Origin of the sequence: Sphingomonas populi, assembly GCF_004208535.1 — a bacterium.
Taxonomy (GTDB): Bacteria; Pseudomonadota; Alphaproteobacteria; order Sphingomonadales; family Sphingomonadaceae; genus Sphingomonas; species Sphingomonas populi.
In genome coordinates this window covers 25,149-50,256 of record NZ_SGIS01000034.1, presented here as the reverse complement: position 1 = coordinate 50,256, position 25,108 = coordinate 25,149, and the positions used below count along the sequence as shown (strand labels likewise).

The window sequence follows — 25,108 nt, the reverse complement described above, 5'->3', positions numbered from 1 at the left end:
GGCGCGGGGGGAAGCCCGCGCCGTCTTGCGTTCCGTGCCGGTCGGATCAGTTGCAGACGCGGACCCGGACGTTTTCCCCGTAATAGGGGTCCCAGCGCCACGAACTGTAGCAGCGCGGGCCGCGATATTCGTCGTAATAATACGCGGGCGGGGCAGCGTAATAGCCGCGCGGACCGTCGTAATAGCCGCCGCCACGGTAGTAGCCACGATCATAGCCACGGTTGCTGCTGGCGATCGCCGCACCGACGCCGAGACCGACGATGCCGCCAAGCAGCGCTGCGCCGGTCGCGTCACCGCCACGATGATACCCGCCGTGATACCCACCGCGATAGCCGCCGCGCCACTGCGCCTCAGCCGGAACCGCCGCCGTCAACGCCGTCGCGGCCAGGGCGACACCAAGACCGGCCTTTTTCAAAAACGCGTTCATCTCCAACCTCCTCGTATCAAAGCCCGTCCGCATTGCCGATATAACGCTTCGGTGGACCAGCTTGTTGCACTTGACTAGCCGAGTCGGTCTGAACACGCTCGGAATGGTGCGTTAAGCTGTGGTTTATACGCGGCATCGTGACGAAGGGGGGGATGATGGCATATTGGCTGATGAAGTCGGAACCGGAAAGCTATGCCTGGGCTGATCTGGTTGCCGAGGGCACGACCGAATGGACCGGGGTGCGCAACCCGGCGGCAGCGCTGCACCTGAAGGCGATGGCGGTCGGCGACCGCGCGTTCTTCTACCATTCGGGCAAGGAGAAGGCGGTGGTCGGCGTGATGGAGATCGTGCGGACGGCGCAGCAGGACGGCGATGTGCCGCGCTGGGTGTCGGTCGCGGTCGCGCCCGTCGCGGCGATGCCCAGGCCGGTCACGCTGGCGGCGATCCGGGCCGAGCCGACGCTGGCGGGGCTCGAGATGCTGCGCCAGTCGCGGCTGTCGGTCAGCCCGGTCGGTGAAGCGGAATGGGCGGTGGTGCTGGCGCTGGGCGCGTTCGACGGGTGAGCGCATCGGTGTGGCTTGGATGACACTTCTGTCATGCGCAGTTCAGGGCGGCGATAGCCACGGCGGCGCACAGGGCTGTCATTTATGTGTAACGCGCTATAGCGTGTGTGACTCGATCGACACGCCTCTCGTGCCGATCGGCAGCCCCGGAGTTTCGGATTCACCGTGTTGACCCTGTCCTCTGCGCCCAAATGGATCGCCTCGGGCCTTTTGTTGTCCTTCGTCGTGCTGGTGGCGCTGTTGCATCATGCCGGGCTGAGCATCAATCCGTGGAGCCCGAGCAACCTGCCCTTCGTCGGCGTGGCGGTGACGGCAGCGGCGCTGCGCGTCGCGGCGCGACGGTGGCCGACGCCGATGCTGGTGATCGCGGCGCGGACCGGCACCTTCTATGCGGTGCTGACCGCGATGGTGTTGATGGGTGCGGTCGCATCATATCCGCTCGCGGCGATGTCGCACGGGTTCAGCGATGCCGCGCTCCAGCATGCCGACCGGCTGCTCGGGTTCGACTGGATCGGGATGTACGATATGGTCGCCGCGCATCGCAGCCTGCAACTGCTCGGCACCGCCGCCTATCGCAGCATCTATCTGACCCCGGCGGTGATCCTGGGCTGGTTCGCATGGGAGGGGCGTAACGAGGATGCCTATCGCTTCTTCGCGACCTTCTGGTTGGCGGCGATCATCGCGCTGGTGCTGTATCCGATGATGCCGGCGGTCGGCCCGCTGTCCTATCTGTGGCATGGGCCGATGCCGTACCTGCCCGAGAGCGAGACGTGGCAGCAGGGGCTGATCCCGGTGCTGCGCGCGGGCGGCGACACCGTAATCGATCTGGGCCAGTTGCGTGGCCTCGTCTCGGCGCCGAGCTTCCATACCGCGTCGGCGTTCCTGTTCATCGCGGCGGGGTGGCAAATCCGGCCACTGCGCTGGGCGGTGGTGGCGATCAACGCGGCGATGCTGCTATCGACGCCGATCGAGGGCACGCATTACCTCTCCGACATGATCCTCGGCATGCTGGTCGCGCTGGTGGCGATAGCGGTGGTGGGGTTCGTCTCGGCGGAACGCGGGCGCGGGCGGGTCGGGGCGCCGGAGTTCCAGCCGAGCCGGGTTTGAGGGCCGACTTCATCGCTTCCGTTCGTGCCGAGCGCAGTCGAGGCGCCAGCGCTTGGGACCATCCCTCGACTTCGCTCGGGACGAACGGGAGGTTAGCTGCGGGGTTCCTTCTTCCGTTTTGCCCCGGCGAGCGCTGACAGCACGCCGCGCAAGGTGCGGACTTCCTGGCTCGACCAGCCTGGTTTGGTGAGCAGAGTGCGCAGCGTCCGCCGCGTCGCGACGGTGCGGTCGGGCGGATAGAAGAAATTGGCGCCGACGAGCATGTCGTCGAGCTGCGCGATCATGCCGTCGAGGTCTTCCTGGGGGGCCGGTTCGGGCAGATCGACTTCGGGCGGCTGCGCGAGCGCGACTCCCTTGGACCATTCATAGGCGACGAGGATCACCGCTTGCGCGAGATTGAGCGAGCCGAACTCGGGGTTGATCGGCACGGTGATGATCTCGCGCGCGACCGCGACGTCGTCGGTCTCCAGCCCCGAACGTTCCGGCCCGAACAGGATCGCGCTGCGGCCCGGCCCGGCGTGGACTTTGCGTGCGGCGACCTCCGGGGTCACGACCGGCTTGGTGACGCCGCGCTTGCGCACCGTGGTGGCATAGACGTTGGGGCAATCGGCGATCGCCTCGGCGAGCGTCTCGAACACCTGCGCCTGTTCAAGCACGCTGTCCGCGCCCGAGGCGGCGGGGCCAGCCGACGGGTTGGGCCAGCCATCGCGCGGGGCGACGAGGCGCATCTCGGTAAGCCCGAAATTGAGCATCGCGCGCGCGGCCTTGCCGATGTTCTCGCCGAGCTGCGGGCGGACCAGGACGATGACGGGGGGTGGGGGCGGCTGGTGGGTGTCGGGATCGGTGCCTCGACTTCGCTCGGCAGGAACGGGGGGGGAAGGGGTCTCCGCAACCTTGAGGGAAGATGGTTCGTCCTCAACCTCCGTTCGTCCCGAGCGAAGTCGAGGGACAGAGTGCTGACGCTCGTCGCGTTCCGAGGGTGGCATCGCCGCCACGCTGAGCGCAGCCCAGTCCGACGCGATCAGCGCTTCCTTCTTCGCGCGAGCCCAGGGTTTGATCCGCTGTTCAGCCTCAAGCGCTTCGATGCGCGACGGGAAATCCTGCGACCACATCAACGCGACCGGGAGACGCGACTGGGTATACCCCTGAATCTCGCCCGTCATGTGCTGACCGATGCGGCGTTCGAGATCGTCGGTGTGGCCGGTATAATAGGTGCCGTCGGCGCAGCGGAGGATGTAGACCCAGAAGCTCATCGCGCGGCTCTATCCCTCGATACGCTATTTCGACAAGCTCGATAGCGAGCGCGGGCACCTTCCGCTCGTCCCGAGCGAAGGTGTCTCGACTTCGCTCGACACGAACGGTTGGGGGTACGGAGTTACCGCGCCATCACCCCATCACCCCTTCGCCACCGCGCTCACATTGCCGGCGAATTCCTCGAAATCCTTCGCCTCGCGGAAGTCCTTATAGACGCTGGCGAAGCGGATGTAGGCGACCGAGTCCATACCCTTGAGGCCGTCCATCACCATTTCGCCGATGCGCTGCGATTGCACTTCGGTTTCGCCCTGCGTTTCCAACTGGCGCTGGATGCCCGAGACGAGTTTCTCCAGCCGCAGCGGCTCGATCGGGCGTTTGCGGGCGGCGATCAGCAGTGAGCGGAGCAGTTTCTCGCGGTCGAAGGGTTCGCGGCGGTCCTCGCTTTTCAGCACCACCAGTTCGCGGAGCTGGATGCGTTCGAACGTGGTGAAACGCGCCGCGCAGCCCTCGCACTGGCGGCGGCGGCGGATTGCCGCCCCGTCTTCGGTGGGGCGGCTGTCCTTTACCTGACTGTCTTCATGGCCGCAGAAGGGGCAGCGCATTTAGGCTTCCTTTTGGAAGAGCGGTGCCGGCCCGCTCCCCCACCCGGCCGCCCACTCAGGGTATTCTGGATGGGCGGCCGGGTGGGGGAGTGGGCCGGCACCGCATGCGCGTGAGCGCATCAAAGGTTCGCGTAGATCGGGAAGCGCGCGCAGAGCGCCGCGACGCGCGTCCGCACGTTGGCCTCGACCTGCGCGTCGCCCTGTTCGCCGTTATTGCGGAGACCGTCGAGCACGTCGGCGACCATGTTGCCGATCTCGCGGAACTCGGCGACGCCGAAGCCGCGGGTCGTGCCGGCGGGCGAGCCGACGCGGATGCCGCTGGTCTTGGTCGGCGGCAGCGGATCGTTGGGGATGCCGTTCTTGTTGCAGGTGATGCCGGCGCGTTCGAGCGCCTCGTCGGCGTCCTTGCCGGTGACGCCGAGCGGCGTGAGATCGATCAGCGCGAGGTGCGTGTCGGTGCCGCCCGAGACGACTTCCGCGCCGCGTTCCTTGAGCGTGGCGGCGAGCACCTTGGCGTTCTCGATCACGGCGGCGGCGTAGGTCTTGAACTCAGGGCGAAGCGCCTCGCCGAACGCGACCGCCTTGGCGGCGATGACGTGCATCAGCGGGCCGCCCTGAAGGCCGGGGAACACCGCCGAGTTGATCTTCTTGGCGATGGCTTCGTCGTTGGTCAGCACCATGCCGCCGCGCGGGCCGCGCAGCGTCTTGTGCGTGGTGGTCGTCACGACATGCGCGTGGGGCAGCGGCGAGGGGTGCAGGCCGGCGGCGACGAGGCCGGCGAAATGCGCCATGTCGACTATGAAATACGCGCCGACCTCATCGGCAATCGCGCGGAACTTCGCGAAATCGATCTCGCGCGGATAGGCCGAACCGCCGGCGATGATGAGCTTGGGGCTGTTGGCGCGGGCGATCTCGGCGACCTGTTCGTAATCGATCAGGTGCGTGACCGGATCGACGCCATATTGCACCGCATTGAACCATTTTCCCGACATCGCGGCGCGCGCGCCGTGCGTCAGGTGGCCGCCGGCGTCGAGGCTGAGGCCCATCACCGTCTCGCCCGGCTTGACCAAAGCGAGCATCACCGCGCCATTGGCCTGCGCGCCCGAATGCGGCTGGACGTTGGCGAAGCCGCAGCCGAAGAGCTGCTTGGCGCGGTCGATCGCGAGCTGCTCGACCTCGTCGGAAGGGTGGCAGCCCTGATAATAGCGCTTGCCGGGATAGCCCTCGGCATATTTGTTGGTGAACACCGATCCTTGCGCTTCCAGCACCGCCTTGGAGACGATGTTCTCGGAGGCGATCAGCTCGATCTGATCCTGCTCGCGCTTGAGTTCATGGGCGACGCCGGCGAACACAGCGGGATCGGCGTCGGCGAGGCCGCGCGTGAAGAAGCCGTCGGGCTGGACTGCGTTCAGCGAGGGCGATTCGAGGGTCTGGGTGCTCATGCGCTTTCCCTTTCGGAAGGGGCGCCGAGCTTGTCGACGCGGGGTTGATGGCGACCGCCGGCGAAGGCGGTGGCGAGGAAGGATTCGAGACAGGCCTGCGCCATGTCGGGGCCGGTCAGCCGGGCGCCCATCGCGATGACATTGGCATCGTTATGCTCGCGCGCAAGCGCGGCGGCATAGGGATCGGACACCAGAGCGCAGCGGCACGCCGGGTTGCGGTTGACCGCGATCGAGATGCCGATGCCCGATCCGCACAGCGCCACGCCGAAATCGGCTTTGCCCGCAGCGACATGCGCGGCGAGCTTGTAGCCGTAATCCGGGTAATCGACACGCGCGGTCGTTTCCGGGCCGAGATCGACGACATCATGCCCGGCGGCGCGCGCCCAGGCGACGAGCGCCGCCTTGAGATCGACGGCAGCGTGATCGGAAGCGAAAGCGATGTGCAAGACGGCGCGAGTCCTCAAGGCGATGCAGACGCGCGGCTCTTACGCAAACCGTCACGCGAATGCCACACCTGCTGTTGCGGGCGCGCGTGTTAAACCATACAGCGGTGGCATGACGGACACGCCCGCCGCACCGATCATCGGCCGCGATGCTGTGGCGCGCGCGGAACTCGTCGAAATCCTGGTCCGCACCGGCGACGAGGACCGCGCGGCGTTCCGCGACTTATACATTCGCACCAACGCGAAGCTTTTCGGCATCTGCCTGCGTATCTGCGGGGAACGGGAGGCGGCGGCGGATGTGTTGCATGACGTGTATCTGACGGTGTGGAAGCGCGCGGGAGCGTATGAGCCGTCGCGCGCCAGCCCGATCACCTGGCTGGCGACGATCGCGCGCAACCGTGCGATCGACTGGCGGCGCGCGAACGGAACACGTCGGTCAGCGCCGATCGAGGAGGCGCCCGAACTGGTCGACGCCGCGCCGCTGGCGAGCGATGCGCTGATCGCCGACGAGGAGGCGCACAGCCTGCATCGCTGCCTTGAGGAGCTGGACGGCAACCAGCGCGAGTCGATCCGCACCGCCTTCTTCCAGGGCGTGACCTATGCCGAACTCGCCGAGCGGCTGAGCGTACCGCTCGGCACGATGAAGAGCTGGGTGCGACGCGGGCTGGCCCGCTTGCGGGAGTGTCTCGAGGCATGACCGACATCCGCACGCCTGACGACCTGCCCGACGTCACCGCCGCCGAACTCGCGCTCGGGGTGCTGGAGGGGGAGGAGCGTGCGGTCGCGCTGCGCCGGGTGCTCGCCGAGCCTGGCTTTGCGCAAAGCGTCGAGACGTGGCGCGAATATTTCGGCCAGTTGTTCGCGGTGTGGCCCGAAGCCGCCGCGCCCGACGGCGTGTTCGAGCGAATCGAACGTTCGATCGACGCGCTGCATGGTGTTGTGCCGCCGTCGCGCGGGATCTGGCCGGCGGTGGCGGGGCTGATGAGCGTCGCGGCGGTGGGGCTGCTGGTGTTCGTCGTCGCGCGTCCGCCGCAAGCGCCGCTGCCGGTGCCAGCGCCGAGCGTGGTGGCAACGCAACCGCTGCTCGTCGCCTCGATCGCACCGACCGCCAAGGGTGCTGCCATCGCCGCCGTGTACGATCCCGCGCGCGGCGTGCTGCGGCTGACCACAGCCGAGGCGCCCGCCGCCCGGCGCAGCGCCGAACTCTGGGTGATCGGCGCGGACAAGACCCCGCATTCGCTCGGCCTGCTCACGCCCGGCGGCGCGACCCGTGTGACGCCGGCGCCAGCGATTCGCCGCCAATTGGCGGCGGGGGCGACGCTGGCGGTGACGATCGAGCCCGAAGGCGGCTCGCCGACCGGCGCGCCGACTGGCCCGATCGTGCTGAAGGGTGATCTGACGGCGGTTTGAGGGCGGGTGCGTCCTTCTCGCCAGTCGCCCGTACCTCCCCACGCGCCCAACCCCGGCGCGAAACAGGAGAGCACTCCCATGACCCCGATCTTCCGCGCCGGCCTTGCCGCCGCCCTCGTCCTCGGCAGCGCGACCGGCGTCGCCGCGCCGGCGTTCGCCAAGTCCAACCCGATGGTGGGTGGCGCCGCGATGTACCCGACCAAGACCATCGTCGAGAATGCGGTCCATTCGAAGGATCACACCACGCTGGTCGCCGCCGTCAAGGCCGCCGGCCTCGTCGAGACGCTCAGCGGACCCGGCCCGTTCACCGTGTTCGCGCCGACCAACGCCGCCTTCGCCAAGCTGCCGGCCGGCACCGTCGACACGCTGGTGAAGCCCGAGAACAAGGCGATGCTGACCGGCATCCTCACCTATCATGTCGTGCCGGGCCGGATTTCCGCCGCCGACATCGCCGCCAAGGCCGAGACGAACATGGGCACCGCGACCTATGCGACGGTGCAGGGCGGCACGCTCAGCTTCAAGAAGATGGGCCGGGGCTGGGTGGTGATGGACGCCAAGGGCGATACCGCCCGGATCACCATCGCCGACGTGTTCCAGTCGAACGGCGTGATCCATGTGATCGACACGGTGCTGATGCCCTGATCGCGGTGGCGGAATGAATTTCCGCGCGGGCTGCATCCGCGCGGCGATGTGCTTCGTACATTGTGGGCCTTTCCCTCCCCCGGGGCGAAAGGTGTGTACCCGGGCGGCGATGCTCCTCCGCTGCCGCCTGGGAGTGCGTACCGGACCTGTCGGCGGAACTCTCTGCCGACAGGTTCTTTTCATTTGGTCGCGGACACGTCATGGAAGCGTCATCGCATTGTCGTAGGCGAGCGCCGCGCGTCACCCGCCCGGCCCGCAGGAGATTGTAATGGCCACCGCTGTCCGCCCCCCCAAGAACCGCGCCGTGCGTGCGGCGGTTCACCGCCATGATCACCTGTCCAAACAGGGCATTCTCGAACGCGCCTTCACCTTTGCGTTCCGTGGGCTCGTGTACGCGCAGATCTGGGAAGACCCGGCGGTCGACATGGAAGCGCTGGCGATCACGCCGGACAGCCATGTCGTGACGATCGCCTCGGGCGGCTGCAACGTGCTGTCGTATCTGACCGCGAACCCGCGTGCGATCACTGCGGTCGATCTCAACACCGCGCATATCGCGCTCAACAAATTGAAGCTGGTCGCGGCGCGGCACCTGCCCGATTACCAGACCTTCCACCGTTTCTTCGCGCGCGCTAACAGTCGCGCCAACATCCTCGCCTATCGCACCTATGTCCGCCCGTTCCTCGATGAGACGAGCAAGCGCTATTGGGAAGGCCGCGACATGGTCGGCCGGCGGCGGATCGGCGGGTTCGCCAAGGGCGTTTACAAGCGCGGGCTGCTCGGCAATTTCATCGGCGCGGCGCATCTGATCGCGCGGATGAACGGGGTGAACCCCAAGGTGCTGCTCAAGGCCAAGACGATCGAGGAGCAGCGCGAAATCTTCGACCGCGAGTTCGCGCCGGTGTTCGACAAGGGCTTCATCAAGTGGCTGACCGACCAGCCCGCCTCGCTGTTCGGCCTCGGCATTCCGCCCGCGCAATATGAGGCGCTGGCCGGCGACGAGAAGATGGCGGTGGTGCTGCGCGAGCGGCTCGAGAAGCTCGCCTGCGACTTCGACCTCAAGGACAATTATTTCGCATGGCAGGCGTTCAACCGCGGCTATAGCGAAGACCCCAATGCGCCGCTGCCGCCGTATCTCCAGAAGGCGCATTACGAGGAGATCGTCGATCGGGTCAGCCGGATCGAGGTGCGGCATACCAACTTCACCGACTATCTGCGCAGCCAAAGCGAGGGTTCGCTCGATCGCTACATCCTGCTCGACGCGCAGGACTGGATGACCGACCAGCAACTCACCGAGCTGTGGGGTGAGATCACCCGCACCGCCAAGCCGGGCGCGCGCGTGCTGTTCCGCACCGCCGGGATCGAGACGATCCTGCCGGGCCGCGTGCCGGACGATATCCTGTCGAAATGGGATTACCGCGCCGAGGAGTCGCTCGATTACACCAAGCGCGACCGCTCCTCGATTTATGGCGGCGTCCATCTGTACGTCCTGAAATAATGGCGGCGGTGGGCGGCGCCGGCCATGCCGGACACATGGATGCGATCTACAAGACGCAGCGCCATTTCTACGATCTCACCCGCAAATATTACCTGCTCGGCCGCGACGCGCTGATCCGCGATCTCGCGCCGCCGGCGGGCGGGAGCGTGCTGGAGATCGGCTGCGGCACCGGACGCAACCTGATCGCGGCGGCGAAGCGCTGGCCGGATGCTCGATACTACGGCATCGATATTTCCGAGGCGATGCTGGAGACGGCGCGCGCCAATGTCGCCAAGGCTGGCCTCGCCGACCGCATCACGCTGGCGCAGGGCGATGCCACGGCGTTCGACAGCGTGGTGCTGTTCGGGGTGGCAGCGTTCGACCGCATCTTCCAGAGCTATACACTGTCGATGATCCCCGACTGGAAGGGCGCGTTGCGCGAGGGCGCGGGCAAGCTTGCACCCGGCGGGCGGCTCGACATCGTCGATTTCGGCCAGCAGGAGCGCTTGCCGGGGGCGTTCAAGGCGGTGCTGTTCGCTTGGCTCGCGCAGTTCGACGTGACGCCGCGCGCGGAGCTGAAGGGTGCGGCCTGCGGAATCGCCCGCGACACCGGGCTGACCGCGAGCTTCGCATCGCTCCGCAATGGATACGCTTGGTCCGCGCGGTTGAGCCGGGCGGCTTAACGGCAGGCGACAAATGTGGTAAGCTCAACGCTATGAACTCGCTAAGCCGCATCGCAGCCCCCAGCGCCGTGCCTAGCGTCAAGGCGCGTTTCACCACCGCTGAATTTCTCCAGATGGTCGAGGCGGGCGCCTTTGACGATATGAAGGTCGAACTGGTCGATGGGGAGCTTGAGCGAATGAATCCCCCGATGAACGCACATTCCGACCGACAGGGGCGTGCGACGTTTCGGCTGATGACGGTGCTTGGGGAGGATCGGGTCCGCGTCGAGATCGGTGTCGTTTTGGACGATTCCACGGTGTTGGGATGCGATGTTGCCGTGCTTCACGCGCCTGTCCGTGAGAACCGGATGCTTGGCGTCGAGGACATCGCGCTGGTCGTCGAAATTGCCGAGACGACAATCGCGCGCGACATGGGGATGAAGCGCGCGAAATATGCATCGGCGGGGATTGCCGAATATTGGGTGGTCGACGGCGGTCGCTCAGTCGTTCATGTCTTCGCGGAACCGCTGGACGGCGAATATGCTTCGATCAGTACGGTGCGCTTCGGCGCGCCATTGGCGGTGCCGGGTACGGACCGGACGATCACGATCGATTGATCGTCCGTCACCGCGCCAATCAGTGATGGAAGATCAGGTACAGCACCAAAATAACGGGCAGCGGCACGCCCAATGCCCAGAGAATGCAGCCTTTTCCCATCGTGATTCCCCTGATCGAAGGTTCGTCACGACATAACTGCGGACCCTGCCGCCAGTTCCGCCCGGATCAGGCGGCCTTGCGCAATTCCAGCCGGCTCCAGATTTCGGAGAGCGCCTCGGTCAGCTCGACCATCATCGCTTCGGTGTGCGCGGGGCCGGGGGTGAAGCGCAGCCGCTCGGTGCCGCGCGGCACGGTGGGGTAGTTGATCGGCTGGACGTAGACGCCGTATTCGGCGAGCAGGATGTCGCTGATCTTCTTGGCGCGGGCGGGATCGCCGACCATCAGCGGCACGATATGCGTGTCGCCGGGCATCACCGGCAGTCCGGCTTCGGCGAGCATCGTCTTGAGCTTCGCTGCCGCCGCCTGTTGCGCCTCGCGCTCGACGCTCGACGCCTTGAGGTGGCGTACGCTCGCCAGCACGCCCGCGACCAGCACCGGCGACAGCGAGGTGGTGAAGATGAAGCCGGGCGCGTAGCTGCGGATCACGTCGACGATCATCTGGTCGGCGGCGATATAACCGCCCATCACGCCGAACGCCTTGCCGAGCGTGCCCTCGATGATGGTCAGCCGATCGGCGACGCCGTCGCGTTCCGAAATGCCGCCGCCGCGCGCGCCGTACATGCCGACCGCGTGGACTTCGTCGAGATAGGTCAGCGCATTATATTTATCGGCGAGGTCGCAGATCGCTTCGACCGGGGCGATGTCGCCTTCCATCGAATAGACGCTCTCAAACGCGATCAGTTTCGGCGTGGCGGGGTCGGCCGCCGCCAGCAATTCCTCGAGATGCTCGAGATCGTTGTGGCGGAACACGAACTTCTCGCAGCCGGCGTTGCGGATGCCCGCGATCATCGAGGCGTGGTTGAGTTCGTCGGAGAAGATGATGCAGCCGGGCAGAATCTTGGCGAGCGTCGCCAGCGTCGCTTCGTTCGAGACATAGCCCGAGGTGAACAGAAGCGCGCCCTGCTTGCCGTGGAGATCGGCGAGTTCGCCTTCGAGATCGACATGGTAGTGCGTGTTGCCGCCGATGTTGCGGGTGCCGCCCGAGCCGGCGCCGACATCGTGCAGCGCCTCCTCCATCGCCGCGATCACCTTGGGGTGCTGGCCCATCGCGAGATAATCGTTCGAACACCAGACCGTGATCGGCTTGGGTCCGTTGTGCCCGGCGAAGCAGCGCGCGTTTGGGTACGCGCCCTTGTTGCGCAGGATGTCGATGAAGACACGGTAGCGGCCCTCGGCGTGCAGCCGGTCGATCGCTTGAGTGAATATCCGCGAGTAATCGACCCCGCGCGCCGGTGCATGCGATTCCATGATTGTCGGCATCTAATCCCAACCCCTCCCGATATCCAGCGATTTGCGCACCCCATGAGACGGCTGGAGATATACGACGATCGCCCGATTCTTCTTGTTCTGGATCAAAGCCGTGTCGGTTCAATCCTGCTATGATCGCAAACATCGCAGCGCATCGAGTCGCACGCAAGTCCAAGATCAAGAGCGTCGTCAGGCGCTGTCCCGAATGCCGCTGTGCTTGCAAGAGACGGAGCTGGGATCATGAACGAAGGACAGGACAAAGCCCGCTATTATGCCCGACGCGCGGCGCAGGAGCGCGCCGTGGTGGCGCGATCCGACGATCCGCTGGCGCGGCGCGTGCATGCCGAACTGGCGGAACGCTATGCCGCGCTCGGCCACGAACGGGATGCACGCGGCTAAAGCGTCTCGGTTTCGGCGAGGCCGAAGCGCGCGAGCGCGGGACGGAGCGCCGCATCCGCCGCGCCGGCGCCGGTGAACACGGCAAGGCCGGGGCCGGGCTGCTCGGGCCAGACGTGGTCGCGCGTCAGATACGCGATTCGCCGCGCGATGCCGGCTGACCCGTCGACGAAGGTGAGCGGGCGCGGCGCGGCGGCGGCGAGCTGATCCGCGACCAACGGGAAGTGCGTGCAGGCGTTGACGATCGTGTCGATGCGGTCTCCGCCGGGCTGATCGAGCAAGCCGGCGAGGATCGCACGGTAGCGTTCGGGCGGTGCCGCTTTACCGCGCAAGGCGTCCTCGGCGAGCGCGACCAGCTCCGCCGAGCCGTGGCGCAGCACCAGGCAATCGCCGGCGAAGCGCGCGGCGAGATCATCGACATAGGGTTGGCGCACGGTGGCGTCGGTGCCGAGCACGCCGATCGCGCGGGTGACGCTCGCCTCGGCGGCGGGCTTGATCGCGGGGACGGTGCCGACCACGGGCAGATCAAGCGCGCTACGCACCGCGCCGAGCGCGATCGTCGAGGCGGTGTTGCAGGCGATGACGATGAGGCGCGGGCGATAGCGCTCTGCCAGCCGACCGAGCAAGGCCGGCACGCGCGCGGCGATCTCCGCCTCGGTCTTGGTGCCATAAGGGAAGCCCGCCGAATCGGCGACGTAGACGAACGGCGCTTGGCGGAGCAGTGCGCGGGTCGGCGCCAGCACCGACAGCCCGCCGACGCCGGAATCGAAAAACAGGATCGGGCGTGTGTCCATCATCGCCCGCGCCATACCGGCGCGCGCGGATTTGACAATCGTCCCGTCTTCAATCGTGCTGCTTGATGAAGAGCAATGGCGTGGCCGGCCCGGGTTCGCTAGAAGCGGGGCGTCTGGGGGCGAAACGATCCGATCATGCCGACCGAATATCTCTGGGGTGCGCCGGCGGGCGTCTTGCTGCTCGGCTATCTGCTCGGCTCGATTCCGTTCGGGCTGATTCTCACGCGCGCGTTCGGCGCGGGCGATCTGCGCCAGATCGGATCGGGCAATATCGGTGCGACCAACGTGCTGCGCACCGGGCGCAAGGGGCTGGCGGCGGCGACTTTGATCCTCGATGCGCTGAAGGGGTTTGCGGCGGTGGCTATTGCCGAGAGGCTCGCGCCGGGAACGGGCGTGCTCGCGGCGGCGGCGGCATTCGTCGGGCATCTCTATCCCGTGTGGCTGCGCTTTCGCGGCGGCAAGGGCGTGGCGACATTGCTCGGCGTGGCGCTGGCGCTGCACTGGCCGGTCGGGTTGGTCTATGCGGCGGTGTGGCTCGGGCTGCTCGGCGCTTTGCGGATTTCCTCGGTGGCTGGAATGACGGCGGCGGTGAGCGCTCCGGTCGCGGCGGCTTTGTTCGACAGGTTCGACCATGTGCCGCTGCTGATCGCCTGCGCGCTGCTCGTGCTGTGGAAGCACCGCGCCAATATCGAGCGACTGCTCGACGGCACCGAACCGAGGGTGGGCAGCAAGGCGCGTGGCTGATGCCGCGTCGATCGCGCGGCTGCGGCTGATCCGCACCGCGTCGATCGGTCCCGTCACCTACCGGCAGTTGATCGCGCGCTTCGGCGATGCGGCGGCGGCGATCGAGGCGCTGCCACAGCTTGCCGCGCGTGGCGGCGGCCGCTCGCCGGTGGTCGCGGCTGTCGCCGTGGCGGAGCGCGAGATTGCGGCCGCGCGCAAGCTGGGTGCGCGGCACCTCTTCATCGACGATGCCGACTATCCCGATCTGCTCGCGCAGCTCGACGATGCGCCGCCCGCGTTGATGGTGCGCGGCGATGTCGCATTGCTCGCGCGCGACACGGTGGCGATGGTCGGGGCGCGCAATGCTTCGGCGGCGGCGTGTCGGTTCGCGCGGCAGATCGCCGCCGAGCTGGGCCGCGAGGGCGTGACGGTGGTTTCCGGCCTCGCGCGCGGGGTGGATACGGCGGCGCATGTCGGCTCGATCGAGGGCGGCACGGTCGGGGTGATCGCGGGCGGGATCGACGTGGTCTATCCGCCCGAAAACGCCGAGTTGCAGGAGCGGATCGCGCGTGAGGGGTTGCTCGTCGCCGAACAGCCGCCGGGCACCGAGCCGCGCGCGCGCCATTTTCCGTATCGCAATCGTATCATCGCAGGGGCTTCGCTGGGGACATTGGTGGTGGAAGCCGCGCCACGTTCCGGCTCGCTCATCACCGCGCGGCTGGCCGGAGAGGCGGGGCGCGAGGTGATGGCGGTGCCGGGCAGTCCGCTCGATCCGCGCGCGCAAGGGTGCAACGGGCTGATCCGCGAGGGCGCGATTCTTGTGCAGTCGGCGGCGGATGTGCTTGAGGCGATCCGGCCGATCGATGCGCGCAGCGTGCGCTCGCGCGGGGTGCGGTTCGACGCGCCGGTCGCGGCGGACGCCAGCGACCGTGAGCGGCGGGTGATTACCGGCTTGCTGGGGCCGGTGCCGGTGGCGGTGGATGAACTGATCCGCCAGTCCGGCGCGGTGCCGGCGGTGGTGCAGGTGGTGCTGCTTGAGCTTGAACTGGCCGCGCGGCTGGAGCGGCACGCGGGCGGGCGGGTGAGCCTCACCTGATCCTCCCCGGTACGGGGAGGTGGCGCGCGCAGCGCGACGGAGGGGGGCTTCCCCAAGCGATACCGTATGCGGAATCCCCCCCTCCACCAGCCTGCGGCTGGTTCCCAGTTTTGGGTTGGCCATGCCCCGCATGGCCAAGGATCGTCCGGGGGACGATCCGACCCAAAACTCCGTGCCGGGGAGGATCGCAAGAGATGCTGTCGTCGCTATTCGATCATCACGCCGGCCACACGCCAGCGGCCATCCTCGCGCACCAGCGTGACCGTCTCCACCGCCTCGGCCTTGTTGGCGAAGCGGGTACGGAACTTGGTCACTTGATAGCCGGCGGGCGGGGCGGGGATGTCTTGCTGGCTGACGAAGGTGCGGGAGATCATCTTGCCGAATTGCGCGCGCGCCTTTTCGGACTCCGCTGTCCACATTTGTAGGGTGTTCGACTTGCGGAAGGACGCGCCGGTTGCGCGATAGCTTTCGTCCCAGCGGGACTGATCCAGCAGGGTGAGCCAGTGTTGCGCAGTGTCCACCACCTCGGCGTCCGGCGTCCCGGTGGCGGCGGCGGGCCTTGGCGGAGACGCCACTTGAGGCAGTGCGGCGAGCAATACGAGACCGAGCGCGAGCGTCATGAGCAGGACTCCAAGGAGGATCGGGCGGCGGTGTGTCTGCCCTGCGCCGTCGATCGGCGTGGGCTCCTGATCCACCCGCTGCCGGGCCGCGTCTTCCCCGATTTCCGTGTCCCCAACCAAATCGGGGGTGGGGGAGGTGACATCGCCGCCTTCTGCCTCAAACAGAATGCGTGCCGCTTCGCGGCTGCTCGACACAGCCATTTTGCGCCGGGCGTCGCGGAGGCGCTCGTTGATCGTATGGACCGACAGCCCGAGACTGCGCGCGATCGATTTCGCATCGTGGCCGCGCACGATGAGGCGAAGCGTCTGCTTCTCCTTTTCGGTGAGCGCGCGAGGCCCTGTTTTTGTCGGCGTGTTCATGCCTTTCGGCACCTATGGCGGGCCTATCGCCGCGACCACCCCGAAAAATTTGTATCTTCGGAGTGGAGCGGGATGGGAGGATCTTACCAGATATGCACGCGCTGGGCGGGCGGTAGATACAGCTTGTCGCCGGGCTTTACGTTGAACGCGCTGTACCAGGCGTCGACATTGCGGACGACGCCGTTGGCGCGGAAATAGACCGGGCTGTGGGGATCGGTGAGCAAGGCCTGACGCTGCGCGTCGGGGCGGGTCTTGCCGCGCCACGCCTGCGCGAAGGCGAGGAAGAAGCGCTGGTCGCCGGTGAGGCCGTCGATCACCTTGGCCTTGCCGTGTTTGGCCTGATAGCGCTGGTACGCCGCATAAGCCGCCTCGATCCCGCCGAGATCGCCGATATTCTCGCCGAGCGTGAGCTTGCCCTGGATGTGCGTGCCGGGGACGGGTTCATAAGCGTCATACTGGCCGGCGAGCGCGGCGGTGCGCGTCTCGAAGGCCTTCTTGGCTTCGGGCGTCCACCAGTTTTCGAACTTGCCGGTCGGGCCGAAGCCGGCGCCCTGATCGTCGAAGCCGTGGCCCATTTCGTGGCCGATCACCGCGCCGATCGCGCCGTAATTGACCGCCGCATCGGCATTGGGATCGAAGAACGGCGGTTGCAGGATCGCCGCCGGGAAGGTGATCTGGTTCATCAGCGGGTCGTAATAGGCGTTCACCGTCTGCGGGGTCATCTCCCACAAGGTGCGATCGACCGGCTTGGGGAAGCGCGACAGTTCGAGCTGATGCTCGAACTCGCCAGACCGCATCGCATTGCCGAGCAGATCGCCGCGCACGACCTTGAAGCTGGTATAGTCGATGTACGTATTAGGGTGGCCAATGCGCGGTTCGAACGCGGCGAGCTTGGCGAGCGCGGCGGTGCGGGTCGGCGTGTCCATCCACGGTGCCTTGGAGATGCGCTCCTGATAGGCGCCGCGCAGATTCTCGATCAGCTCGTTCATCTGCGCCTCGGCGGCGGGCGGGTAGAAGCGCGCGACATAGAGCTGGCCAACCGCCTCGCCGAGTGCGTCGTTGGTCAGCGCGACGCCGCGCCGCCAGCGCTCGCGCTGGGTGGGTACGCCCGACAACGTGTGCTTGTAGAAGGCGAAGTTGGCATCGTCGAACGCCTTGGGCAGAGAATCGGCGTGATCGCTGACGAAGTGGAAGGCGAGATAGTCCTTCCACGTCGCGACTGGCGTGGCGGCGAAGATCTTGGCCATCGCGGCGAGCGCGGTGTTCTGCGTCATCAGCACGGTGGGCGAGCTTTCGACGCCGGCGGTGCGCAGCATCAGCGCCCAGTCGAACTCGGGCGCCTTTTTGGTGAGGCCGGCGATATCCTCGGGATCGTTGAGCGCGGCGATGTCGCGGCTCTGCGCGGGCGACCATTGATCCTTGGCCATCGCGGTTTCGAGCGCGAAGATCGCATCGGCCTTGGTGCCGGCGTCACCGATGCCGGCGAGCGTGAGCATCTGCGCGATATAGGCGCGGTACGCCTTGCGGAACGCGTCGTATTTCTCGCCCGCGAGCAGATAATTGTCGCGCGGCATGCCGAGCCCGCCCTGGCCGGCGGCGGCAGTGTAGCGCGTCGGATCGGCGAGGCCGGGCATCACCTCGATCTCGACCGGGCTGGCATAGCCGACGGTCGCGAACAGGGTCTGAAGCCCGGCGCGGTCCTGCACCGCTGCGATTTTGGTCAGATACGGCTTGAGCGGCGCGGTGCCTTTCGCCTCGATGGCGGCGGTGTCCATCCACGTCGCGTAGAAATCACCGACCTGCTTGCCGGTCGCGCCGTATTTGGCGGGGTTGGCGGCCATGTCGTCGAGGATGGTGCGGACGTTCGCCTCGGACGCGTCGCGCAGCAGCACGAACGCGCCGGTCGAGGCCTTGTCGGCGGGGATTTCGGTCTTCTTGTCCCAGCCGCCATTGGCATAGGCCCAGAAATCGTCGCCCGGCTTCACGGCGGGGTCGCGTGCGGTGAGATCGACGCCGAAATCGCCGTAAACGGTCTTGGCGGCGGGTGCGGCGATCGTCGGCACGGCGACCGCGAGAGCGAGCATCGCCGAGGTGCGAAGCAGAACGGACAAGCGCATGAAATCCCCCACTAACTGTATTAGTGGAGGATAGCGGTGCGCCGGCCCGGCGGCAATCCCCCGAGCCGGCCGCGTTTATCGCAGCAGCACGAGTTCTTCGGCCATCGTCGGGTGCAGCGCGATCGTGTCGTCGAACGCCCGTTTGGTGAGACCGGCCTTCACTGCCACCGCCGCCGCTTGCAGGATTTCGGGCGCGTCGGGGCCGATCATGTGGATGCCGAGGATTCGGTCCGTCGTGCTGTCACACACCATCTTGTAGAGCGCGCGTTCGTTGCGGCCGGCGAGGACGTTCTTCATCGGGCGGAAGTCCGAGGTGTAGACCTTGACCGAACCGAACTTGTTCTTGGCCTGCCCCTCGGTCAGCCCGACGCTGGCGATCGGCGGATGGCTGAACACGGCGGAGGGGATGTTGTCGTAATCGACCGTGCGCGGGGTGCCGCCATAGACCGTGTCGGCGAACGCCTGCCCCTCGCGGATCGCGACCGGGGTGAGCTGGACGCGGTTGGTGACATCGCCGATCGCGTAGATGTTATCGCACGACGTCTGGCTCGCGTCGTTGACGGGGATCGCGCCCTTGGCGTCGACCTCGATGCCGGCGGTCTCCAGCCCGAGCCCCTTGGTGTTGGGGTCGCGGCCGGTGGCGAACATCACGCAATCGGTCTCGATCGGGTCGTGCCCGGTCATCGACACAAGCAGGCTGCCGTCCGCCTGTTTCTCGATGCCGCGAAAATCGGCGTGAAAGCGGAAGTCGATCCCCTTCATCATCGAAATCTGGAGCAGCCGGTCGCGGATCTGTTCGTCATAGCCGCGCAGGATCACGTCGGTGCGGTTGATGAGCGTCACATGCGCGCCGAACTGGTGAAACACGCCGGCGAATTCGTTGGCGATATAGCCCGCGCCGGCGATCACCATGCGCTTGGGCACCGCGTCGAGGTGGAACGCCTCGTTCGAGGTGATACCGAGTTCATGCCCCGGGCAGGCCGGCACCGACGGGGTCGCGCCGGTCGCGACGAGGATGCGGCGTGCGGTCAGCTCGCGGCCGTCGCCGAGCTTGATGCCGTGCGGGCCGGTGATGATCGCACGGTCATTGATGATCTCGACCTTGTTGTTGGTCAGCGTCGAGGTGTACGCTTGGTTGATCCGGTCGACCTCCTCGAAGACGTTGGCGGTCAACACCTTCCAGTCGAAATCGCAATCGGGCACGTTCCAGCCGAAGCGGCGGGCGTCGGCGAGATCCTCGGCGAAATGCGCGCCGTAGACGAGCAACTTCTTGGGAACGCAGCCACGGATGACACAGGTGCCGCCGACGCGATATTCCTCCGCCACCGCCACCTTGGCGCCATATGCGGCGGCGACACGCGACGCGCGCGTCCCGCCCGAGCCTGCGCCGATGACGAAGAGATCATAATCATAGCTGTCGGTCATGCATTGCTCCTAGACCGCGCGACCTCGCTTCGAAAGCGCATTGTCGCGTGCCCGCTTTCCTGTATCGAAGCGCTTAGGTAGGGTGCCGGGGTGCCCTGGGGAAGCGGTCGATAGCGCCGCAGGGTCGTTCAAGGAGACTGTCGATGCGCCGTATTTCGTGCCTGTTGGGGCTGCTGGCCCTCGCCGCGTGCCAGCAGAGCACGCCGACGACCGATGCCGCCCCCCAGCAGGAAGTCGCCGAGCAGACCGATACGCCCAATCCGACCGAATCGCCGATCGATCCCGATCCCAACAATCCGCTGATCGGTGACTGGAAGCTCGATGACGGGCTCGCCTGCATCTACAACCGGCTGACCTTCACCGAGGACATGCGCGTCATGCACCGCACCGGCAGCGCCGCGCAGGACATTCCGACCCCGGTCGATACCTATAAGGTGGCCGGCGGCAAGGTTCAGGTCGAGGTGGTCGGCGAGGACAATCCCGTCACCTATGTGGTGTTCGATGCGTCGCATATCGGCGATGGCACCGAGGCGTGCCGGTTCCACAAGGTGAGTGCGGTGGCGGTTCCGCCGGCCAATTGAGGCGGGCGCCTACGCCAGCCCGAGGAGCAGCCGCCACCACGGCGGCGGCCCGCTCCGGGCGGTGAAGATCGTGCCCTTGCGCACCTCGACCGGCCAGCTTTGCAACCGCTGTTTGACGCACGGCCCCGCCACGCAAACGCCGTCCTCGGCACGGAACAGCGCGCCGTGCCAGGTGCAGGCGACCAGCAGGCCGGTCGATACGGCATGGACCTGATAGCTGTCCGGCTGCGCCGCCAGCGGCACGCCGGCGTGCGGGCACAGATCGACATAGCCGGTCACGCTGTCGCCGCTGCGCACCACGAAGCCGTCGAACCGGCCCGCCTTCAATCGCAGGCGGAACCCGCGTGCCGCGCCGTCGGCGATGTCGGCGAGCGGGGCCAGTTTGAACCCCGGCGGCGTGGCGTAGAGGCGGGTCTCGGCTGGCATCGGGCGTCCTTCGCGAAAGCGCGGCCTTATCCTTTATAAACGGATGCGATGCTATCCGCGCGGGCGGTAATGGGGAGTCGCGTGCGGTGAGGCAATTTTCGGCATCGGAATTCGGCGGCCAAGGCGCTATGCGCGAGGCTATGCAACGTCCTGCCCTGTCGATCGTGATCCCCTGCTACAACGAGGCGGCCTGCCTCGACCAGCTCCATGCGCGCGTGTCCGCCGCTGCCCGGGCGGCGGTGGGGGAGGATTTCGAAATCCTGTTCATCAACGACGGATCGAAGGACGATAGCTGGCCGGTGATGCAGCGGCTTTCCGCCGCCGACCCGCATCTCGTCGCGATCAACCTGTCGCGCAACCACGGCCATCAGCTCGCGCTCACCGCCGGGCTGGACCTGTGCGCGGGCGAGCAGATCCTCATCATCGACGCCGATCTGCAAGACCCGCCCGAACTGCTCACCGACATGCGCGCGATGATGACCGCGCAGAACGCCGACGTCGTCTATGCAGTGCGGCGCAAGCGCGCGGGCGAATCCTTGTTCAAGAAGGTCACCGCCGCCGCGTTCTACCGGCTGCTCGACCGGGTGACCGATACCGCGATCCCGCTCGACACCGGCGATTTTCGCCTGATGAGCCGGCGCGCGCTCGACGCGTTCCTGTCGTTGCCCGAACAGGCGCGCTTCATTCGCGGCATGGTGGCGTGGGTCGGCTTCCGCCAGGTGCCGTTCGCCTATGACCGGCACGAGCGGTTCGCGGGCGAGACCAATTACCCGCTCGGCAAGATGATCCGCCTCGCGCTCGACGCGGTGACGGGTTTCTCGACCGCGCCGCTGCGGCTCGCCAGCCATGCCGGGCTGGTGCTGACCGGGCTGTCGCTGCTGCTGTTCGTCTATATCGCGATCGGCTTCTTCACGGGCTCGGCAGTGGCGGGCTGGACCTCGACGATGCTGGTGGTGGTGCTGCTCGGCGCGGTGCAGATGTTCGTGCTGGGGATGATCGGCGAGTATCTCGGCCGGCTGTATGTGGAGTCGAAACGGCGGCCGCTGTATCTCGTGGCGGACGTCGCCGGCCCGGTGCAGGGGCGCGCGACCCTGGGGTTCAATGCGGTGCCGCCGCCGCGCGAGGTTCCGAGCGAGGCTGCGGGGGAATAGCGCGACCTATTTCCAACCCGTTCGTGCCGAGCGCAGTCGAGGCACCTGCGCTCTTGGCACGCCCCTCGACTTCGCTCGGGACGAACGGGGGAGTGGGCGGTAGGTGGTTGACGCGAGTGGTTACGCCGTAACCTTCGCCAGCAGCGCGGCCGCCGCTGCGGTTTCGGCTTCCTGCTTCGATCCGCCTTCGGCTTGCACCTCGGCGAAGGTGCCGAGCGAGGCTTTCACGATGAAGCGCGGGGCGTGGTGCGGGCCGGAGCGGTCGAGCACGTCGTAGCTCGGCGCCTTGCGGTTGTGCGCGGCGGCCCATTCCTGGAGCGCGGACTTGGGGTGTTGCGGCGCTGCCGTCGCGCGGGTTGGGCGGTCGCCCCAGGCGGTGCGGATCGCGTTGCGCGCCGCATCCAGCCCGGCCTCAAGGTACAGAGCGCCGATCAGCGCTTCCATCACGTCGCCGAGGACGTTGTCGCTGTCGGTAGCACCATCGTCGCGCGCCTGCTTGCCCAGCCTCAGGTGGGCGGCCACGCCCAGCGCGCGCGCGACATCGGCGCAGGCGGCACCCGTCACCAGCGTGTTGAGCCGCCGCGACAGCGCGCCTTCGGGTTCCTTGGGATAGAGCGCGTAGAGCCACTCGGCCATGACGAGGCCGAGCACGCGGTCCCCCAGAAACTCCAGCCGCTCGTAATTCGCCGCCGCCTGGCTGCCGTGGGTCAGCGCGCGCTCATAGGTGGCGAGATCGATCGGCGTGTGGCCGAGGATCTCGGTAAGCCATGTCGCGAGCGCGCCGCCGCTCAAAAGCCTTCCCCGATGCGGTTCAACCGCGCGGCGGTGAACCATGTCCACGGCAGGAACCAATTGGCGGAGCCGTCGGTGGACCAGAAACCGACCACCGCCTTGCCCTCGATCCGTTCGAGCGGGACGTACCCCATGCCGCTGCTCTCACCGGGCAGCGCGTCGGCGGGGGCCGGGAAGCGGCTGTCCGAACTGTTGTCGCGGTTGTCGCCCATCACGAAGACATGGCCGGCGGGCACGTTATAGACCTTGGTATCGTCGCGGTCGGGCATTTCGCCCTTGTCGAGCACGTCGTAGCTCTTGCCGTTGGGGAGCGTCTCGCGGAACTGCATGTAGCGGCAGACCGGCTTGCCCTTGGCGTCGACATCCTGGAACTGGCTGTCGCAGGCGTCGGTGCCGTAATTGGGCGACAGCGGCAGCAGGAAATCGCCGACGCGCTGCTTGGGCACCGGCACGCCGTTGAGGATGACCTGGCCGTGGCGGACCTGGATCGAATCGCCGGGCAGGCCGATGATGCGCTTGATGACATCGACATCGTCGCCCGGGGGCCCGCGGAACACCACCACGTCGCCGCGTGCCGGATCGCGCCCGAAGATGCGGCCCGGAATCGGCGGGAAGCCCCACGGCAGCGACCAGCGCGAATAGCCGTAATTCCACTTCGAGATGAACAGATAGTCGCCGATCAGCAAGCGCGGCATCATCGACTCGCTCGGGATGCTGAACGGCGCGAAGATGAAGCTGCGGAACACCAGCACGACGAGCGCCAGCTTGAGCAGGAAGCTGAGCGTCTCGCGCGTTTCGGACCGGGGCTTCTTCGCCTTGGCCGGGGTCTGCGCCGGAGTGGAGTCGGTTTCGGACATTTTCGGGCCTTTGGGCAGGGCGGGCGGGCGCGTCAAGCTGGCGGTTGTAATGTGGTGCGACTAGGACGATCTCACCAACCGTTCCTATCATAAATACCGAGGTGACCATGCCTGCCGACTGGACCGCGATCGAACAGCTCCCCGCGACCAAGCTTACCGATCTCTTCGCTGCGGACGCGGGGCGGCTCGACAGCTTCAGCCTCGATATCGCAGGCCTGCATTTCGACTGGTCGAAGACGCATCTCACCAAGGACGCGGTCGCCGCGTTCGAGGCGCTCGCCAAGGCGCAGGATCTCAGCGGCAAGCGCGAGGCTTTGTTCGCGGGCAAGGTCATCAACACCACCGAGGGCCGTTCGGTCACGCATGTCGCCGAGCGTGGTGAGGGCAATGAGGAGGACGTCGCCAAGGCGCAGGCGCTCCACGCCCGCATGCGCGCGCTGATCGACGCGATCGAGGGCGAGGCGCTCGGGCCGATCGAACATATCCTGCATGTCGGTATCGGCGGCTCGGCGCTCGGCCCCAATCTGCTCGTCGATGCGCTTGGGCGTCAGTCGGGGCGCTATGATGTCGCGATCGTCTCCAACGTCGATGGCGCGGCGCTGGAAGAGGTGTTCGCCAAGTTCGATCCGACCGCGACGTTGCTGGTGATCGCCTCGAAGACCTTCACCACCAAGGAAACCATGCTCAACGCCGAGAGCGTGCTGCAATGGATGGCCGAGGGCGGGGTCGAAGACGTGTACGGTCGTGTGGTCGCGCTCACCGCCGATCCCGACAAGGCGATCGAATGGGGCGTGGACGAGACTCGCATCCTGCCGTTCGCCGACTCGGTGGGCGGGCGCTATTCCTTGTGGTCGTCGATCGGCTTTCCGGCGGCGCTCGCGCTCGGCTGGGACGATTTCGCCGATCTGCTCGAAGGGGCTGCCGAAATGGACCGCCATTTCAAGCAGACCGCGCTGAGCCAGAACGCCCCCGCGCTCGCCGCCTTCGCCGATCTTTATTACGCGCAGGTCCGCCACTGCGAAACGCGCGCGACCTTCGCCTATGACGAGCGGCTGCGGCTGTTGCCGTCGTACCTCCAGCAGCTCGAGATGGAATCGAACGGCAAGGGCGTGACGATCGACGGTGAGCCGCTCACCCGCCCGAGCGCGCCGATCACCTGGGGCGGCGTCGGCACCGATGCGCAGCATGCGGTGTTCCAGTTGCTCCACCAGGGCACGCATCTGGTGCCGGTCGAGTTCGTCGCGGTGATCGAGCCGGGCGACACGCTGAGCGAGGACCACCACCGCCAGTTGCTGCTCAACGCGTTCGCGCAAGGCGCCGCGTTGATGGCGGGCCGCGACAATGCCGACAAGGCGCGGGCCTATTCGGGCGATCGGCCTTCCTCGACGATCCTGCTCGACACGCTCGATGCGCGCACGCTCGGCGCGCTGATCGCGTTTTACGAGCACCGCACCTTCGTCAGCGGGGTGTTGCTGGGCATCAACTCGTTCGACCAGTTCGGCGTCGAGCTGGGCAAGGAAATGGCCAAGGCGGCGGATGCCGGCGGGCAGGAGTTCGATGTCTCGACCACCGACCTCATCAAGCGCGCGTTCGGGTGATTTGGGGGAGGGTGGGAGCCACTCGCCCTCACCCTTCCCACCCGGCTGCGCCGGGCGGGCCCAGTTTCGGGTGAACAGCGCCCCGCGCTGTTCAGGTGATGCCGGGGGCATCAACGACCCG

The 25,108-nt window shown here is 67.0% G+C and carries 27 protein-coding genes; 14 read left to right on the top strand and 13 right to left on the bottom strand.

Going from position 1 to position 25,108, the window contains the following annotated elements; all coding sequences use genetic code 11:
• Nucleotides 1–46 precede the first annotated feature (46 nt).
• On the bottom strand, nucleotides 47–427 hold the full coding sequence (locus EWE75_RS18610; protein WP_130159607.1) for a hypothetical protein: 381 nt from the start codon (nucleotides 425–427) through the stop codon (nucleotides 47–49).
• 155 nt (nucleotides 428–582) lie between these two features.
• On the opposite strand from EWE75_RS18610, the gene EWE75_RS18605 reads away from it, so the two are divergent.
• Both EWE75_RS18605 and EWE75_RS18600 read left to right on the top strand, forming a co-directional pair.
• Nucleotides 583–990 carry an EVE domain-containing protein gene (locus EWE75_RS18605; RefSeq protein ID WP_130159606.1) on the top strand — a complete coding sequence of 136 codons (408 nt, stop codon included), beginning with the start codon at nucleotides 583–585 and terminating at the stop codon, nucleotides 988–990.
• A gap of 165 nt (nucleotides 991–1,155) precedes the next feature.
• Complete coding sequence (locus EWE75_RS18600; RefSeq protein WP_427915797.1) at nucleotides 1,156–2,097, top strand: phosphatase PAP2 family protein; 942 nt, start codon at nucleotides 1,156–1,158, stop codon at nucleotides 2,095–2,097.
• A 92-nt stretch (nucleotides 2,098–2,189) separates the two neighbouring features.
• Here EWE75_RS18600 and EWE75_RS18595 read toward each other — a convergent pair whose 3' ends face one another.
• From EWE75_RS18595 to EWE75_RS18580, 4 genes are all read right to left on the bottom strand, one after another.
• A complete protein-coding gene (locus EWE75_RS18595; protein ID WP_130159605.1) occupies nucleotides 2,190–3,350 on the bottom strand; it encodes a TrmH family RNA methyltransferase in 1,161 nt (386 codons plus the stop codon).
• Nucleotides 3,351–3,491: 141 nt separating this feature from the next.
• Nucleotides 3,492–3,953 (bottom strand): transcriptional regulator NrdR, encoded by a 462-nt coding sequence (gene nrdR / locus EWE75_RS18590; RefSeq protein WP_130159604.1) that lies wholly within the window; start codon nucleotides 3,951–3,953, stop codon nucleotides 3,492–3,494.
• 119 nt (nucleotides 3,954–4,072) lie between these two features.
• Nucleotides 4,073–5,395 carry a serine hydroxymethyltransferase gene (gene glyA, locus EWE75_RS18585; RefSeq protein WP_130159603.1) on the bottom strand — a complete coding sequence of 441 codons (1,323 nt, stop codon included), beginning with the start codon at nucleotides 5,393–5,395 and terminating at the stop codon, nucleotides 4,073–4,075.
• Nucleotides 5,392–5,841 (bottom strand): RpiB/LacA/LacB family sugar-phosphate isomerase, encoded by a 450-nt coding sequence (locus EWE75_RS18580; RefSeq protein ID WP_130159602.1) that lies wholly within the window; start codon nucleotides 5,839–5,841, stop codon nucleotides 5,392–5,394. The genes glyA and EWE75_RS18580 overlap by 4 nt, the downstream gene beginning before the upstream one ends.
• Nucleotides 5,842–5,950: 109 nt before the next feature.
• On the opposite strand from EWE75_RS18580, the gene EWE75_RS18575 reads away from it, so the two are divergent.
• From EWE75_RS18575 to EWE75_RS18550, 6 genes are all read left to right on the top strand, one after another.
• Entirely contained in the window at nucleotides 5,951–6,535 is a 585-nt protein-coding gene (locus EWE75_RS18575) for a sigma-70 family RNA polymerase sigma factor (RefSeq protein ID WP_130159601.1), read from the top strand.
• On the top strand, nucleotides 6,532–7,248 hold the full coding sequence (locus tag EWE75_RS18570) for an anti-sigma factor (RefSeq protein WP_130159600.1): 717 nt from the start codon (nucleotides 6,532–6,534) through the stop codon (nucleotides 7,246–7,248). Before EWE75_RS18575 ends, EWE75_RS18570 begins: the two co-directional genes overlap by 4 nt.
• A gap of 78 nt (nucleotides 7,249–7,326) precedes the next feature.
• Nucleotides 7,327–7,890, top strand: coding sequence for a fasciclin domain-containing protein (locus EWE75_RS18565; protein WP_130159599.1), 564 nt, complete (start codon nucleotides 7,327–7,329; stop codon nucleotides 7,888–7,890).
• A gap of 268 nt (nucleotides 7,891–8,158) precedes the next feature.
• Nucleotides 8,159–9,385, top strand: a complete 1,227-nt coding sequence (locus tag EWE75_RS18560; RefSeq protein ID WP_130159598.1) for a BtaA family protein — start codon at nucleotides 8,159–8,161, stop codon at nucleotides 9,383–9,385.
• Nucleotides 9,385–10,047, top strand: a complete 663-nt coding sequence (locus tag EWE75_RS18555; RefSeq protein ID WP_130159597.1) for a class I SAM-dependent methyltransferase — start codon at nucleotides 9,385–9,387, stop codon at nucleotides 10,045–10,047. The genes EWE75_RS18560 and EWE75_RS18555 overlap by 1 nt, the downstream gene beginning before the upstream one ends.
• A 32-nt stretch (nucleotides 10,048–10,079) precedes the next feature.
• Nucleotides 10,080–10,643, top strand: a complete 564-nt coding sequence (locus tag EWE75_RS18550) for a Uma2 family endonuclease (protein ID WP_130159596.1) — start codon at nucleotides 10,080–10,082, stop codon at nucleotides 10,641–10,643.
• A gap of 166 nt (nucleotides 10,644–10,809) precedes the next feature.
• Here the strand turns inward: EWE75_RS18550 and hemA are convergent, their stop codons facing one another.
• Nucleotides 10,810–12,051: a 5-aminolevulinate synthase gene (gene hemA / locus EWE75_RS18545; protein ID WP_130159595.1), complete on the bottom strand. Its 1,242-nt coding sequence runs from the start codon at nucleotides 12,049–12,051 to the stop codon at nucleotides 10,810–10,812.
• Nucleotides 12,052–12,291: 240 nt separating this feature from the next.
• Between hemA and EWE75_RS25125 the strand changes: the two genes are divergently transcribed.
• Nucleotides 12,292–12,450, top strand: a complete 159-nt coding sequence (locus EWE75_RS25125; protein ID WP_165388443.1) for a hypothetical protein — start codon at nucleotides 12,292–12,294, stop codon at nucleotides 12,448–12,450.
• Here EWE75_RS25125 and murI read toward each other — a convergent pair.
• Nucleotides 12,447–13,244, bottom strand: a complete 798-nt coding sequence (gene murI, locus EWE75_RS18540; protein WP_130159594.1) for a glutamate racemase — start codon at nucleotides 13,242–13,244, stop codon at nucleotides 12,447–12,449. The genes EWE75_RS25125 and murI overlap by 4 nt on opposite strands.
• Nucleotides 13,245–13,376: 132 nt before the next feature.
• Between murI and plsY the strand changes: the two genes are divergently transcribed.
• Complete coding sequence (plsY, locus tag EWE75_RS18535) at nucleotides 13,377–13,985, top strand: glycerol-3-phosphate 1-O-acyltransferase PlsY (RefSeq protein WP_130159593.1); 609 nt, start codon at nucleotides 13,377–13,379, stop codon at nucleotides 13,983–13,985.
• A complete protein-coding gene (gene dprA, locus EWE75_RS18530) occupies nucleotides 13,978–15,060 on the top strand; it encodes a DNA-processing protein DprA (RefSeq protein WP_130159592.1) in 1,083 nt (360 codons plus the stop codon). Before plsY ends, dprA begins: the two co-directional genes overlap by 8 nt.
• A 206-nt stretch (nucleotides 15,061–15,266) precedes the next feature.
• On the opposite strand, the gene EWE75_RS18525 is transcribed toward dprA, so the two are convergent.
• The 3 genes from EWE75_RS18525 to gor all read right to left on the bottom strand — a co-directional run bounded on the left by EWE75_RS18525 (nucleotide 15,267) and on the right by gor (nucleotide 19,582).
• Nucleotides 15,267–16,040, bottom strand: coding sequence for a helix-turn-helix domain-containing protein (locus tag EWE75_RS18525; RefSeq protein ID WP_130159591.1), 774 nt, complete (start codon nucleotides 16,038–16,040; stop codon nucleotides 15,267–15,269).
• Between the two features lie 83 nt (nucleotides 16,041–16,123).
• Entirely contained in the window at nucleotides 16,124–18,157 is a 2,034-nt protein-coding gene (locus EWE75_RS18520; RefSeq protein ID WP_130159590.1) for a M13 family metallopeptidase, read from the bottom strand.
• Nucleotides 18,158–18,232: 75 nt separating this feature from the next.
• The gene (gor, locus tag EWE75_RS18515) at nucleotides 18,233–19,582 is read right to left on the bottom strand and encodes a glutathione-disulfide reductase (RefSeq protein WP_130159589.1); all 1,350 of its coding nucleotides are present in this window, start codon (nucleotides 19,580–19,582) and stop codon (nucleotides 18,233–18,235) included.
• Nucleotides 19,583–19,725: 143 nt separating this feature from the next.
• Between gor and EWE75_RS18510 the strand changes: the two genes are divergently transcribed.
• Complete coding sequence (locus tag EWE75_RS18510) at nucleotides 19,726–20,163, top strand: hypothetical protein (RefSeq protein WP_130159588.1); 438 nt, start codon at nucleotides 19,726–19,728, stop codon at nucleotides 20,161–20,163.
• 9 nt (nucleotides 20,164–20,172) lie between these two features.
• On the opposite strand, the gene EWE75_RS18505 is transcribed toward EWE75_RS18510, so the two are convergent.
• A complete protein-coding gene (locus EWE75_RS18505; protein ID WP_130159587.1) occupies nucleotides 20,173–20,589 on the bottom strand; it encodes a Rieske (2Fe-2S) protein in 417 nt (138 codons plus the stop codon).
• Between the two features lie 140 nt (nucleotides 20,590–20,729).
• Between EWE75_RS18505 and EWE75_RS18500 the strand changes: the two genes are divergently transcribed.
• The gene (locus EWE75_RS18500; protein ID WP_130159586.1) at nucleotides 20,730–21,740 is read left to right on the top strand and encodes a glycosyltransferase family 2 protein; all 1,011 of its coding nucleotides are present in this window, start codon (nucleotides 20,730–20,732) and stop codon (nucleotides 21,738–21,740) included.
• Nucleotides 21,741–21,860: 120 nt separating this feature from the next.
• Here EWE75_RS18500 and rnc read toward each other — a convergent pair whose 3' ends face one another.
• Together rnc and lepB are read right to left on the bottom strand one after the other, a co-directional pair.
• Nucleotides 21,861–22,574 (bottom strand): ribonuclease III, encoded by a 714-nt coding sequence (gene rnc, locus EWE75_RS18495; protein ID WP_130159585.1) that lies wholly within the window; start codon nucleotides 22,572–22,574, stop codon nucleotides 21,861–21,863.
• On the bottom strand, nucleotides 22,529–23,389 hold the full coding sequence (gene lepB, locus EWE75_RS18490) for a signal peptidase I (protein WP_130159584.1): 861 nt from the start codon (nucleotides 23,387–23,389) through the stop codon (nucleotides 22,529–22,531). Before lepB ends, rnc begins: the two co-directional genes overlap by 46 nt.
• Before the next feature lie 107 nt (nucleotides 23,390–23,496).
• Between lepB and pgi the strand changes: the two genes are divergently transcribed.
• Entirely contained in the window at nucleotides 23,497–24,987 is a 1,491-nt protein-coding gene (gene pgi, locus EWE75_RS18485; RefSeq protein ID WP_130159583.1) for a glucose-6-phosphate isomerase, read from the top strand.
• Nucleotides 24,988–25,108 lie beyond the last annotated feature (121 nt).